Annotated in this window: 10 protein-coding genes; all 10 read right to left on the bottom strand. The window is 39.4% G+C overall.

Annotated elements, in window-relative coordinates:
• On the bottom strand, positions 1-391 hold a 391-nt coding region (locus tag Q0X66_RS15290; protein ID WP_366938710.1), incomplete at its 3' end, for a CpsB/CapC family capsule biosynthesis tyrosine phosphatase.
• Between the two features lie 105 nt (positions 392-496).
• On the bottom strand, positions 497-3,217 hold the full coding sequence (gene ppdK, locus Q0X66_RS15285) for a pyruvate, phosphate dikinase (protein ID WP_297707880.1): 2,721 nt from the start codon (positions 3,215-3,217) through the stop codon (positions 497-499).
• Between the two features lie 226 nt (positions 3,218-3,443).
• Positions 3,444-4,841: a glycosyltransferase family 39 protein gene (locus tag Q0X66_RS15280; protein WP_297707878.1), complete on the bottom strand. Its 1,398-nt coding sequence runs from the start codon at positions 4,839-4,841 to the stop codon at positions 3,444-3,446.
• Positions 4,842-5,590: 749 nt separating this feature from the next.
• The gene (locus tag Q0X66_RS15275; RefSeq protein ID WP_297707876.1) at positions 5,591-5,992 is read right to left on the bottom strand and encodes a hypothetical protein; all 402 of its coding nucleotides are present in this window, start codon (positions 5,990-5,992) and stop codon (positions 5,591-5,593) included.
• 30 nt (positions 5,993-6,022) lie between these two features.
• The gene (locus Q0X66_RS15270) at positions 6,023-7,633 is read right to left on the bottom strand and encodes an MFS transporter (RefSeq protein WP_297707874.1); all 1,611 of its coding nucleotides are present in this window, start codon (positions 7,631-7,633) and stop codon (positions 6,023-6,025) included.
• 14 nt (positions 7,634-7,647) lie between these two features.
• Entirely contained in the window at positions 7,648-9,720 is a 2,073-nt protein-coding gene (locus Q0X66_RS15265) for a glycoside hydrolase family 3 N-terminal domain-containing protein (protein WP_297707872.1), read from the bottom strand.
• Between the two features lie 300 nt (positions 9,721-10,020).
• Positions 10,021-10,338, bottom strand: a complete 318-nt coding sequence (locus tag Q0X66_RS15260) for a hypothetical protein (RefSeq protein ID WP_297707869.1) — start codon at positions 10,336-10,338, stop codon at positions 10,021-10,023.
• Positions 10,319-11,359: a mannitol dehydrogenase family protein gene (locus Q0X66_RS15255; RefSeq protein ID WP_297707867.1), complete on the bottom strand. Its 1,041-nt coding sequence runs from the start codon at positions 11,357-11,359 to the stop codon at positions 10,319-10,321. Before Q0X66_RS15255 ends, Q0X66_RS15260 begins: the two co-directional genes overlap by 20 nt.
• A 2-nt stretch (positions 11,360-11,361) precedes the next feature.
• Positions 11,362-13,080: a hypothetical protein gene (locus tag Q0X66_RS15250; RefSeq protein WP_297707865.1), complete on the bottom strand. Its 1,719-nt coding sequence runs from the start codon at positions 13,078-13,080 to the stop codon at positions 11,362-11,364.
• A gap of 526 nt (positions 13,081-13,606) precedes the next feature.
• The coding region (locus tag Q0X66_RS15245) for a hypothetical protein (RefSeq protein WP_297707882.1) at positions 13,607-13,730 on the bottom strand (124 nt) is incomplete at its 5' end.

The raw sequence follows: 13,730 nt of genomic DNA, 5'->3' as shown, positions 1-13,730 counted from the left end.
GCTGTAAATAAGACATTTCAACCAATAAATAATTCTTCCTCATTGGCATTACCTCACCTCTTTCCAATATCTCCTCAAAATTATCGTCGATCATGTGCTCAGCAGCGGCTTCAATGGAGATGTCTTTTAGATCGTTTGCTAACAACTCATTAGTTAACAGATCTAACGAGTTAGTAATAGTTTCTTTAGTATTTGGGTAATAATTGTTCATGATATGAGGAGTGGCAACCAGGTTGGTTATCCCAAGCTCCTTAAAGCCGCGAATCATGTCTATTGATTCCTGTACATTTTTAGCGCCATCGTCTATTCCCGGAAGAATATGGTTGTGGATATCCACAAAATTCTGTAAATAATCTACGAGGAATTTTTTCTTGCTAAAAATATGAAACATATAATACCATTGTCAGCACAAAAATAGTGTTTAATGCTTTAAAACAACCATTCGCATCTATACTAATTAATCTGACTTTTACTATACCAACCCAATTTCTGTTGTCTAAGAAATGGCCGCCTGAGCAGCAGCTACCCGCGCTATAGGAACTCTAAACGGGGAACAACTTACATAGTTCAAACCTATCCGGTAGCAGAATTCAACAGAACTTGGTTCCCCGCCATGTTCTCCACAAATACCTACTTTTAAATCAGGTTTTGTTTTTCTACCCCTTTCCGTTCCCATTTCAACTAATTGTCCTACTCCTTCCTGATCTATTACTTCAAATGGATCAGAGGTTAGTATTCCTTCTTTCAAATATATCCCAAGAAAGGAACCGGCATCATCCCGTGAATAGCCATAGGTCATTTGGGTAAGGTCATTTGTACCAAAGGAAAAGAAATCAGCATGTTCGGCAATTTGATCTGCCATAAGTGCGGCACGTGGAATTTCAATCATAGTCCCTACCAGGTATTCTACGCTATCTTTACGTTCCTTAAATACTTTTTGAGCCGTAGATCTGATCACATTTTCCTGGGAAACAAATTCCTTAACTGTACCAACAAGAGGCACCATAATTTCAGGGATTACTTCAATTCCCTTTGCTTTTAAATTTAAAGCAGCTTCAATGATTGCCCGGGCCTGCATTTCCGTAATTTCCGGATAAGTAATTCCTAGCCGACATCCTCTGTGGCCCAGCATTGGGTTAAATTCATGAAGCTCTGACACTTTATTTTTTACTGAAGCCAGAGAAATATGAAGATCCTCTGCCAGTTCTTTTTGAGTAGCTAATTGGTGAGGAACGAATTCATGTAATGGTGGATCGAGCAAACGAATAGTAACCGGTAATCCTTGCATAGCTTCAAAAATTCCCTCAAAATCTGAACGTTGCATAGGGAGGAGTTCTCTAAGAGCTACTTTTCTACCCTTTACAGTATCAGCCAGAATCATTTCCCTCATGGCCCTGATCCTGTCTGCCTGAAAGAACATGTGTTCGGTCCTTGTAAGACCAATGCCCTCAGCACCGAAACTACGAGCTGCTTTAGCGTCCTTGGGAGTGTCTGCATTGGTACGAACCTTCATGGTTCGGTACTTATCAGATAAGTCCATGATCTCGGCAAATTCCCCACTCAATTCGGGTTGCATGGTAGGCACTTTTCCTTCAATAATATTACCCGTAGTACCATTAATGGAGATCCAATCCCCCTCCTGATATACCTTATCTTCAACTCGTAATATTCTTTTTTTATAATCAATTTTAAGTGCACCTGCACCTGAAACACAACATTTACCCATGCCACGTGCTACAACCGCTGCGTGGGATGTCATTCCGCCCCTGGCGGTGAGGATACCTCTGGCTACGTTCATTCCCTCCAGATCCTCAGGAGAAGTTTCAATCCGTGTAAGTATGGTAAACTTGTACTTATCTGCTTCGTCGGCGAAAAATACGATCTGACCGGTTGCTGCACCAGGAGAGGCAGGTAAACCCTGAGCAATAATATCATCTTTATTCATGCGACTTTGGTCAAATACAGGGTGGAGCAATTCATCCAGTTTGTTAGGCTCTATTCGAATTAAGGCCTCTTTCTCATTAATCTGGCCTTCTTTAAGAAGATCAACGGCAATTTTTACCATAGCAGCCCCAGTACGTTTGCCATTTCTGGTTTGTAGAATCCACAGCTTCCCATCCTGCATGGTGAATTCCATATCCTGCATATCACGATAATGTTTTTCCAGTTTTTCCTGGTAACCATTCAGTTCCGAATATATGGAAGGCATAAGTTCTTCTAAAGAAGGATAATCAGCAACCCTGTCAGCTTCTTTGACCTGAGCAAGTACTGCCCAGCGCTCCGAACCTAATTTGGTTATTTGCTGAGGTGTTCTAACACCTGCTACCACATCTTCTCCCTGTGCATTTATCAGATATTCCCCATTAAAAACATTCTCACCTGTTCCTGCATCCCTTGTAAAGCAAACCCCGGTTCCGGAATTATCCCCCATGTTTCCGTATACCATGGCCTGAACATTAACAGCCGTACCCCAGTCTGCCGGGTAGCCATGCATTTTTCTGTAATAAATGGCCCTGTTCCCGTTCCAACTATCAAATACAGCCATAATGGCTCCCCATAACTGATCCCAGGGGTCCAATGGAAAATCGTGACCTGTTTGTTTTTTTACGGCATCCTTGAAGTCATATACCAAATCCTGTAAATCCTGTATGGTAAAATCGGTGTCTAATTCTATATTTCGCTTATCTTTAAGATGCTCCATGATTTCCTCAAAAGGATCGATGTCTTGTTTGGTTTCAGGTTTCATCCCAAGGACAACTCCACCGTACATCTGAATAAACCTGCGATAAGAATCCCATGCAAAGCGCTCGTTTTTTGTTTTTTGAACCAATCCGGGTAATACTTCATCATTTAGACCCAGATTCAGTACGGTGTCCATCATACCGGGCATAGAAACACGGGCCCCGGAGCGAACAGAAATTAATAAGGGATTTTCGACATCGCCAAATTTCGCTCCCATAATACCCTCAATATTCTTAATTGCCTGCTTAACTTCTTCCTTTATGTTTTGTATAACTTTATCCTTACCAAGTTCGTTATATTCTGTGCAAACTTCTGTAGTAATAGTAAAACCGGGAGGTACAGGAATACCAATTGCACTCATTTCTGCAAGATTGGCTCCCTTGCCACCTAACAGGTTTTTCATTTTACTGTTACCATCGGCTGTTTTATTTCCAAACCTGTAGACTCTAGTTTTTACTTCGGATATCGTTTCCATGGGAAAATTCTTTTTAAATATTATTCAACACCGAAATTAAGTTCATTATGGCTTCGATTTTATGACATATATCATGTATATGGAAATAGCATCACTTATGTAATTATTGTTACAGAGAAGAAAAGGAATTTATCAGGCTAAATGTGCTTTATAAAGACATGATTTATGGAAGATATTGGTAATTGTGCTATCACTATAAAAATTGTAAAACAGGTTTTTAACTTAGCTAGCGCCCTTTGTAATTTTTGCAATAGTAAACCCAAAACTTTCGTACTTCTCTTTCACCTTTTTTAATTATTATGGGTTCTAATTCTGTAATCTCATCGAAGTAAACATTCAATTCAGGCGGTATATCTCCTTTCTTTTTACCATTTTTAAATGAAGTATCTGAATCAATAAATAAGGCATTTTTTTGGGTTAATAAGGAAAGATTTTGATTTGCGTAATCAAATTGAAGTGCGGGATAACCCACAATGTTATGGGCATATACATTTTCGTCTAAGTAAAAATCTAATATTGCTGAAGTTTTATAATTGTCAAAAGAAAAAACAAATGTATGTGGATGTGTTTTTTGCTTAATTTTTACCTCGTTCACCAAATCGTCCCAACCATACCAGGTGTCGTCGGATTTTATAGGCACTAGATAAAAAATTACCTGAATGCTAAGAACTAAATGAAAAAACAGAGCAAAACCAAGTTGAAGCTTTCGCATTTTTGGAGAGAGATATATAGTCACCAGAATTATACCTGTAATATATGCGGGCATCATCCAATTCAATTTTACCCAAATAAACGGGCTTATAAGAAAAAAGACCAGGAATACAGGTATAAAGAAGCTCAATAGGAACAGTGTTTTTTGAGAAGGTAATTTCAATTTAAAAATGATCTTTTTAAGGTATTTAAAGGTCATAGAGACTATTGCGAAGAATAGGATGGGAAGCAAGATGAACGATTGATGTAAAATAACGGCGCCAATTTTTCTAAAACTTATTTTAAACTCTGAAAACTTTATAATTCTATCCGAGACTTGAAAATTTAAGGAGACGAAGTCATTTTGGTAATTCCACCAAAGTACCGGTGTAAAAACTACAAAAGAAATTATCAGGCAAACCCAAACTCCGGGTGAGGCAAATAATTTTCGATATTTTGTTGAGAATAATAAAAACCCGACTAAACCACAAAGTATAAATATCGCAGTGTATTTGCTATGTAATGCTAAACCGATAGAAATTCCTGCGTACAGCCAAAACTGGTTTTTATTTTCAAAGATAGCTTTGTATAAAAAGATTATTGAGAGCGTCCAAAAAAGTAGTAATGGTACATCGGGAGTTGAGACAAGCGATAAAATTGATATTAATATGGTTGAGCCGATTAATAAAAAAGCATTTTGCGCTTTTTTCTTAGGAAGAAATAAGGTCGCTAAATAGTAGCAAGCCATTAAAGTAAAAGAAGTTACTATAAAATCTGTAAGTTTTATAACCCAGACATGTTTGCCAAATACTGAGGTAAATAATCTTAGTACATATCCTATCATACCCGGATGATCGTAATAGGAGAGCGCCAGGTTCTTGCCGTAAAAATGGTAATAGGCATCTTGAGGCATTAAGCCAAAAAATGGGATCATAAATAACCGATACAACTGGAAACCTATTACTACTGTTATAGGATAATTATTCTTTAAAATCCTATATAAATTCAATGTGATATGGTTTTACAAGTTTAGAGACACGATTCAATAGCAAATAATCAATCCTTAATCGAATTTTATATCTTTTATTTAGGTAGTACTAAAAGTATGCAAATAGATTAAGATGCGGATGGTTAAGAATATAATAATCACTAGTTTGGGATATTTACATTCGCATGAGTTGATGCCTGCAATGCGGTATAGGTCAGATATTCCCTTGTGGATTCTCCTTGCTCTGAACCTTTAAACGATCGCAATACATTTTCTTACAAATAGTTTTCAGCATAGGCTTCTCGAAAGGCAGCTTTAAATTTGTTGAACTAGGTAATGAAGGAAAACTGGCCTTGGCGAACCGGCATAGCTTGTCCGCTGGGGTAGGATTGGAGTGGAGGGTTGCCCCACTTCCGCAGTGGCAGTGGCCTTATTAATTATTAGCCAGATTACCTATTATTAAAAATATCGTGTCTTATAAAACGTTATTTATTTCTGACCTTTCGTCCTTCATTTTTTTTATTACAAATTGCAGTAGTTATAAAATTTCCGTGACTTTTTCCAAGCATTCCTTTTCAATTAACGAGAAGTGCTCTGGGACTAGTGGTGACTTGGTCCAGGAAAATGATATATTTTATACTGTTCTTTTTATCCAATGCATCTTCATGCTAGTACTGCGTTCTGTTTGCCATTGGTTAATTGTCTATTATATCAAGTTGGTCTTTTTTAAGTGCTATGTCTACCGAAACACCATATTCCAGGCCCTTTATTTTTGGAAGGATTAATTCAAGCATATTCGGTATTTGAAGATGATCTTCTTTAGTTTCGGGATCGGGCATATAAACCAATCCTTTATAGGTATATTTTGGCTTCTTTATTTCATATGAGCAAGGTGAAATATCTAAATTGATAGTGCCCATGAAATAGTTGCTCAAATCAAGACCTCGTTCTAGAAAATACTTAAATTGTTGTTTTAAAGTTCCTTCCGGATATCTCTCATCCTTGCCTTTTCCAGATGCAACACCATGACCCGACTTTATTTCACCGCGAACTAGAGCATATTCCATGGATTCCGACTTATTATCTTTCTTATCCATAACTTAAATATAAGTTTTTAACTAGTTCGTTCAATCAGTAGTTTTGTTTGCTTCATCAAGTCGCCGTTGCTCTAATGTCGACGTTATCTCAGCCATTTTTTTCAGTGTTAGTGGGTAAAACATCATTATTCCAGCTCCAATTGTGGCAACAATACCAGGTACCCAGCTCATTAGCATTTTTATGCCGGGAATTGCTCCTTGGATAGAAATAGCGTCCTGACCATTATAGTTAAACGCACCTAGAATTAATCCAATTATAGCACCTGCAATTCCACCGCCAAATTTTGTCGCAAAGGATCCCGCAGAGTAGACAAGACCAGTGGCCCTACGGTTATTTTTCCATTCTGAATAATCTGCTGCATCACCCAACATCACAAAGAATAAGCAGGAAAAAAAGGCTCCAATGAGTTCTGAAAGCAACCCAATTGTAAAAATAAGGACAACAGCAGTTGTATCGCAGAATATTAAAAGGGATATAACAGCTCCAGAAATAAGCAAAGAATAAATAAACATTTTCCGTTTTCCATATTTATTACTTAATGGCGTCATTAAAATTGCACCTACAATAGAAACCAACATTAACCCTACAAGATAAGACGCAGCCAATAATTGATCGTGTAAATAATGAGTGAAATATATAATTATAATACCTTGTTTGATGGCATTATAGGAACTTGAAAATATCCCAGTAATAAGCAATGTCCACCATGGCCTATTGTTAACCAAATCCTTAAAATCTTGTTTTAGATTGGCTTTCTGATCCTTTGGAGGTAGTATCCGTTCTCTTGTTGTATAAAAAGTAATAATCATTAAAATCGCAAGAACAACCGCCATTGAACGCATAGAGTAACTATAACCCCTCTTTTGATCAATAATTCTCAGATTTTCTGAAGTTAAATTAGATTCTCCTGCGACTATAAAGGAATACGTTTTTCCAGATTCCATGTTAAAGCTCTTACCGACAGTAGGCGTATTTTCCAAATTACGGTCATCGTTCCATTTAAAAGTGGCGATTCCATCCTCGGTTTTTATGTTAGTATTCTCTACATCTCTTGTGGCGGCAATGTCAACTTGATACGTATTGTTCTCCAGTTTTGAGACGGCTACCGAAGGATCTACATTTCCGAAATAGGCAATAAGAAAGAGCAGTGCTCCCTGAACAAGAATTCCTCCACCAAATGCACCTACCATTCTATAGGCCCCAATACTTGTACGTTCTTTGTCATCTCCGGACATAACGGCCATCAACGCACCATATGGTACGTTATTGGCTGTGTACATGAGCGTAAAAAAGAGGTAAGTGATATAAGCATAAATGATTTTCCCAGAGGCGCTAAAGTCTGGGCTAGAAAAAAGTAGAATTAAACTAATTGCTAAGGGAATCGCAGTCCAGAGGATCCATGGTCGAAATTTGCCGTATTTTGATTTGGTACGATCACCAATAACACCCATCACGACATCACTGATACCATCGCTCAAACGTGCTGTTAAAAACAGCACACCTACTGTCACTGGATCTAATCCAAACACGTCGGTATAGAATATGAACAAAAACGTTCCTACTCCTCGCCAGCCAATATTAGCTGCTGCATCTCCTAATCCGTAACCTATTTTCTCTTTAATAGAAACCTTATTGCTCATAATTGTATAATTGTTTATTGGACTATTTCAAGTAGACCTTTTGCTAAAATAGTATTAGATGCAGATCCTACCAGTATCTCAAATTGCCCAGGCTCAACTATCCAATTTTCTGTTTTTACATCCCAAAATGCAAAGTCTCTTTCCGTTAATGTAAAATGCAAGGTTTTTTTTGCTCCAGCATTTAACTGTACTTTCTGAAAATCTTTCAACTCTTTTAAAGGACGTTCCACAGAAGATTCCAAATCACGAACATATATTTGGACTATTTCCTGTCCATCCATTGCTCCAGCGTTCTTAATATCAATTTTAAAACTGATCGATGCCCCCGCTTTGATCGATGCTTGTTCTAGCTGCAAATTGCTGTATTCATAAGTTGTATAAGACAAGCCAAAGCCAAAGTTATAAAGCGGTTCAATTGCTTTACGCTCGTACCAACGGTAACCAACAAATATGCTTTCATCATATTTCACATCAATTATTGGATCTATAATCTTATGATCTTCTTGCCAACCTGTGTATAATGCTGCACCTTCAGGGATGTAACCGTATCCTGGTGAATCTTTAAATGTTTTCTCTATAGTGATAGGTAACTTTCCAGATGGATTGGTACTACCAGCTACTATTTCAGCAAAAGCGTTAAACCCAATTTGTCCTGGATACCAGCTGTAAATTAAGCCTGCAATTTCATCGCTCCATTCGGTCATATTCATACCACTACCAGAGCTCACAGCTACAATAGTATTTTTATTTAGTGACGCTATGTTTTTAATGGCTTTATTAACAGTTTCTGGAAAATCAAACGATTTATCCCACCCTTCAGAATCAAATGTTCCAGCACTATATATCACATAATCAGCATTTTTTATAGTTTGTTTATCTGGTTTTTCTAGGTAAATAACTTTGGTTCCATACACCGTTTTTAGCGCTTCAAACATGGTTATAGTATCATAACCTTTAACTTCTGCAGCACCTCCACCACAAGGAATTTTATCCGAATATTCGCCAGTAAGTAAAATTGAAATATCTGCTGATTTACTTATAGGTAAAACACCATTGTTTTTGAGAAGTACCATACTTTCGCGCGCCGTTTGTAAAGCAACCTCAATATGATTATCGAAATTTTCGAAATAGCTAGTATCTTTTACGGGACGTTCAAGGAGACCCATCGCTATTTGTGTGGTTAATATGTTAGTTACCATTCTATCGATGTCTACTTCTTCCACTTTTCCATCTTCGAGAAGCGATTTTGCAGAATAACGTAAAAAGAATTCATCTTTTTTCGTATAATCTGGATATTCAGCTCTTGGTTCCCCAGGCATATCAAGATCAAGTCCTGATTTTATTACTTTTTCGGAATCATATACCGACCACCAATCGCTCATAACCAACCACTTAAAACCTAAATCTTCACGTAAAAGACCTGTAATAACATCTTTGTTTTGGCCTGCATACTCACCATTTACTAAATTATAGGAAGTCATAACAGCCATTGCCCCTGCATTAACACCTGCTTCAAACGCTGGCATATAAATTTCACGTAATGCTCTATCATCAACTATAGAATTTGACGTTCTTCTTTTATAGTCTGTATTATTGGCAATAAAATGCTTTAAAGTAGCCATAGTACCTGTTTCTTGCATACCTACTACATAATTTTCTACCATACGCGCGGCCAAATACGGATCTTCGCCGAAGTATTCAAAGTTTCTACCGTTTTGAGATATTCTATAAATGTTCATTCCTGGCCCTAAAAGCACCGCAATTTCCCCAGCTCTACATTCTTCGCCAATAGATTTTGCATAATTACTTGACAACTCCTTATTCCAAGTACTTGCTAAGGCTATTGGACTTGGGAAAGCAACCGATTTTTCAAGTTGGTTAGGAAGCTCTGGTCGTATGTTAACACCTTGTGTGGCATCGGATAAATACAGAGCAGGTATATTAAACTTTTCAAACCCTTTTGTGTAAAACATGTTGTAACCACCTATTATTGAGATTTTCTCATCGATGGTCATTTGATTAAGGATTTCTATAGCTTGTTCTTTTGCATCATTATATGCAATAGGAGGACTAAAAGGTTGGAACATAGTTTCGGTTAATTATTTAAACGTCACAATGTACCAAATAATCTTAGAACAAAAAATAGTGTAAAAGTTCTGTTTGTCAAGGGTGAGTGCTACTATACCCGAGCCTTATTCGCTCGATTTTTTGTAAGACACACAAAATTGTCTATAGTAACAGGGTACTATATTTCTTTAAAAAGGGATAGGGGGTACTGCTGTGGTAATTATTGCTACCCCTACTGTAACGGCCACTAGTTGTAAACTAGCGGTAGCGTGGGAAGTCTAAGAAAACGTTCGTTTTATAGGCCAACCCAAAAAAAACTTTTAAAGCATATCCTGCATTAACTTTTTGATATTGGTATTAGTATAAATCTTCTGAACTGTCTCCGTATACAACTTTGTAAACCGCTCATTTTTAATAAGATTACCAAAAAGAGATTCTTGTCTTATAAAGGCTAATGGGTCAGTTGTGGTTTGTTTAGCCGCTTGGTAGAGCTCGTCTTTCATGGCATCATTAATTTCTAGCGGCTTCCCGTTTTTGTCTTTCTCCTTATCGCTGTAATAGCACCAGGCAGCAATAACCAAAGTGGCGAATTTGATACTTCCACCAGTTGCTAAATTCTCATGAATGGTAGCTATCAAAAATTTGGTCAAAAAAGGCGCGCAAATAGGTCGCGAAGAGTTCATCTTCTACACAGGCATTGATGGTGGGGTGGCCGTGCAGGGCTCCTAAAAGTCCCAAAACTGAATGCCCCGCATTCAGCAGTCGCAGTTTCATTTTTTCATACGGCCCCACATCGGGTACGAATTGTACGCCTACTTTTTCAAACGCAGGTCGTCCGTTCGAGAATTTATCTTCTACTACCCATTGTATAAAGGGCTCGCAGGTAACGGGCCAGGCATCTTGAACACCATAGTTTTGTGCCAGGGTTTCGATATCCGCTTGCGTAGTTACCGGCGTAATACGGTCTACCATGCTATTGGGGAAGCTGACTTCTTGTGCTATCCATTTGGCCAGGTCCGGGTCTTGCGCTTCGGCAAAAGTGCCAAGCATCTTCCTCATCATATCGCCATTGTGTTCGATATTATCGCAAACCAAAATGGTAAAAGCAGGCAGTCCTGCATCGCGGCGTCTTTTTAAAGCTGAGGTTAAAAAACCATAAACGGTTTTCGGGTCATTAGGGTTTTGTAGCTCGTGTTGAATGTCAGGGTTATCAAAATTGAATTCACCCGTAGTGGGATTAAAATTGTAACCTCCCTCGGTAATGGTCAGCGAAACGATTTTCGTGTCGGCAGCTGCCATGCGTGCGATCACTTGTTCCGGGCTATCGGTGCCCATTTTAAAATCAACGATCGACCCGATGACTTCAGGTTCAATTTTTCCGTCTGGGTGTTTGACCATCAGGGTATACAGGTGGTCCTGTTTTTTGAAAATGTCGTGCAGTGTGTTATCCGCCTCGCGTAAACCGATTCCGCAAAGCGCGGAGGCCGCGCCGCCTTTTTTCAGCAGGTGTAGGTAGTATGCCAGGTGGGCTCTATGAAATCCGCCAACGCCGATATGTACTATTTCTATGTTATCCGCAGTACGGGCATAGGTAGGTACGGGCATGCGGCTTCCCACTTCCTGGAGATTAGCTTGATTGAGTTGTATGAGGTTTTCCATGTCTAAGCCGGTTTATTTGTTTTTCCGCGTTTCAAGGCCCAATAGGCCAACACGAAATAAATGATGGTACAAATGAAAGCGTAGGTGTAAAAGAGTTCCCGATTTTCGATATAATTGGCTTCCGTAGCACTTCCGAATAGCACATTAGAAGCCAGGACCAGGGTGGCGACCAAAGCCGAAATAGCGAAGAATTTTAATCCCTTAGAGAACAAAGAAACATCCTTTGAAATCACAGGCTCTTCCTTTGCTTGCTGTTCTTGAAAACGTTCGATGTTTTCATTTAGTAGTTCCTCTTCTTTTGCCTCCTCAGGATACTTTTGCTTCGCACCATACCGGGAAGCGAGCAATGTGTATACCACAATGGTAAAAAACCAAGTGGGGATAAACAGGTAAAAGAAGGAAATTACGTCCAGGGCATTCAGTCCGAAACCGAAGACCAGGCCCAAGCCCCAAGCGGCAACGGCGGGCATACTAAAGGTTAGCTTGCGGTACGAAGACCAGTAGCGCGTATAGCCAATTCTAGGGAAAATCTGATGTTCTGCAAACACGATCCCCCCCACAGGAACAACCAGTAGCCCGGCATAGGTGAGTAGCGGTAATATTTGTGAAAACACAAAGGGAAAACAGGCGATGACTACGGTGACCACGCCGACGACAATCGTCGTTAGCTTTCGGGAATGGTTGAAGAAAATAGCTTGTGCGGCCAATCCTGATCTGTACAGATTGGTAATCGCCGTCGTCCAACCTGCTACGATCACAATCACGAATCCTGACCAACCGAGGGCATAATAGGCCACATCGCCCGGGTCGAGTTCTACGATTGATTTCCCTAATATAACAGCTGCACCTGCGCCCATTATTCCCGCAGCAATCCAAGCCACATAGTGACCGAACATCATACCGGTACTGGAGGCGTATGCGTAGTTCTTCTTTTTGGCAAAACGCAAGAGGGCCATATCAACCAACCCGAAATGGGTGATGGTATTGGCGGCCCAACCGAAGCCTATGACTTCAACCAAGCCGATTCCCGGTTTACCATCGCTGCTAATGCCGGTCCAGATACGCTGGTCACCGAGGGTCATAATATCGGTCCATGCTGCCGGTAAGGTTTTATCCAAAACATCCAGGGACAAAGCGGGGAGCAGTACCATAGCGCCACTCGTAAACATGACAAAAAGCCAAGGTGCACAAAGGCCCGAAAATTCAGAAACGGCATTGAATCCATAAAGCGCAATGGAAACTACAAAGATGCCCACCGCCAATACGATCAAAATAAACCAGAGATTACTAGGGTACCAATTGAGTTGCGCGGGAATATCAAAAGCAAAACGAACCGCCGTCGCCGAGACCGTTATCATTGCCGCTGAAATGACCGAAAAGATTATGACATTGGCCCAATTGTACAACTTGGTCATCGAGTCGCCTGCAATCTTGTTCAAATAGGTATAGAGGCTCAAGCGAGTATCAACGGCAATAGGAGACGTGATAAAGCGCCAGCTCAATACGGCTAGGATATTGCCGATCAGTAGCCCGAGAATGATATCCATGGTCTTGGCACCCAACGCGACAAAGGTCGCGCCGATGACAAACTCCGTCGCTGCTACATGCTCGGCAGCGTAGAGTCCCGCAAAATGGGTCCAATCGTGTAACTTGTGTTTGGCAACCGGTAAATATTCTTCGTCCAGGTTTTCAAACTGCTGATAATCATTGGTTGTATTCATCTTCTAAGTCGGTATAGGAAATTGGATTCTTGTGAATGTTTGATGGGTTGCGATTCAAATGTTCTTGTAATCGATTAATTTATGTTTCACAATTTAAGAAAAAAGCCTTAATCTCTTTGTTGTAAAACGTTACCAATTAAAAGTTTTTTGTGTAGAATCCATTGTTCCATAAAACGGCCGATTTACGAGACGATTTGTTAAGTATGCAATACATTTTCTGAGAGCGTCCCATTTACGGTCTCTTTTAATCACCTTTAACGAGACACCAATACTGTCTAAAATCAGGAACTCAAAGTAGTTAATCCATGTCAAGACTTAACTCAGGAATCAAATTCGCAGCTTCCTTTATTTTATCACCGCGAGTATTGGAAATAGTATCGAGGTGAAAATTAGGTGAAATATATATATATATATATGAAAATGGACGATTACAAGAAACGAAGAAATAAAATAGTTTTCAACAACCTACTGGTTTACAGTCATATGAAATCAAATGAAGCTAAATAAGATCAGATTAAGTACTTATTTACTTCCCGATACAGAAATTTGCAAAAATATTTCCCAGAAGGTCATCGTTGGTGATCTCTCCGGTAATCTCACCAAAATGATAGAGCGCCTGCCGGATATCAATGGCCAGTAGATCACCAGAT

The sequence above is a fragment of the uncultured Eudoraea sp. genome (assembly GCF_947260015.1).
Taxonomy (GTDB): Bacteria; Bacteroidota; Bacteroidia; order Flavobacteriales; family Flavobacteriaceae; genus Eudoraea.
The sequence above is the reverse complement of the archived record's forward strand: the minus strand, read 5'-3'. Positions and strand labels throughout refer to the sequence as shown.

What these genes read in the sequence shown, in the direction of transcription:
- ppdK (WP_297707880.1), bottom strand. Translation starts at nt 3,217, where the DNA reads ATGGAAACGATATCCGAAGTAAAAACTAGAGTCTACAGGTTTGGAAAT.
- Q0X66_RS15280 (WP_297707878.1), bottom strand. Translation starts at nt 4,841, where the DNA reads ATGATCCCATTTTTTGGCTTAATGCCTCAAGATGCCTATTACCATTTT.
- Q0X66_RS15275 (WP_297707876.1), bottom strand. Translation starts at nt 5,992, where the DNA reads ATGGATAAGAAAGATAATAAGTCGGAATCCATGGAATATGCTCTAGTT.
- Q0X66_RS15270 (WP_297707874.1), bottom strand. Translation starts at nt 7,633, where the DNA reads ATGAGCAATAAGGTTTCTATTAAAGAGAAAATAGGTTACGGATTAGGA.
- Q0X66_RS15265 (WP_297707872.1), bottom strand. Translation starts at nt 9,720, where the DNA reads ATGTTCCAACCTTTTAGTCCTCCTATTGCATATAATGATGCAAAAGAA.
- Q0X66_RS15255 (WP_297707867.1), bottom strand. Translation starts at nt 11,359, where the DNA reads ATGGAAAACCTCATACAACTCAATCAAGCTAATCTCCAGGAAGTGGGA.
- Q0X66_RS15250 (WP_297707865.1), bottom strand. Translation starts at nt 13,080, where the DNA reads ATGAATACAACCAATGATTATCAGCAGTTTGAAAACCTGGACGAAGAA.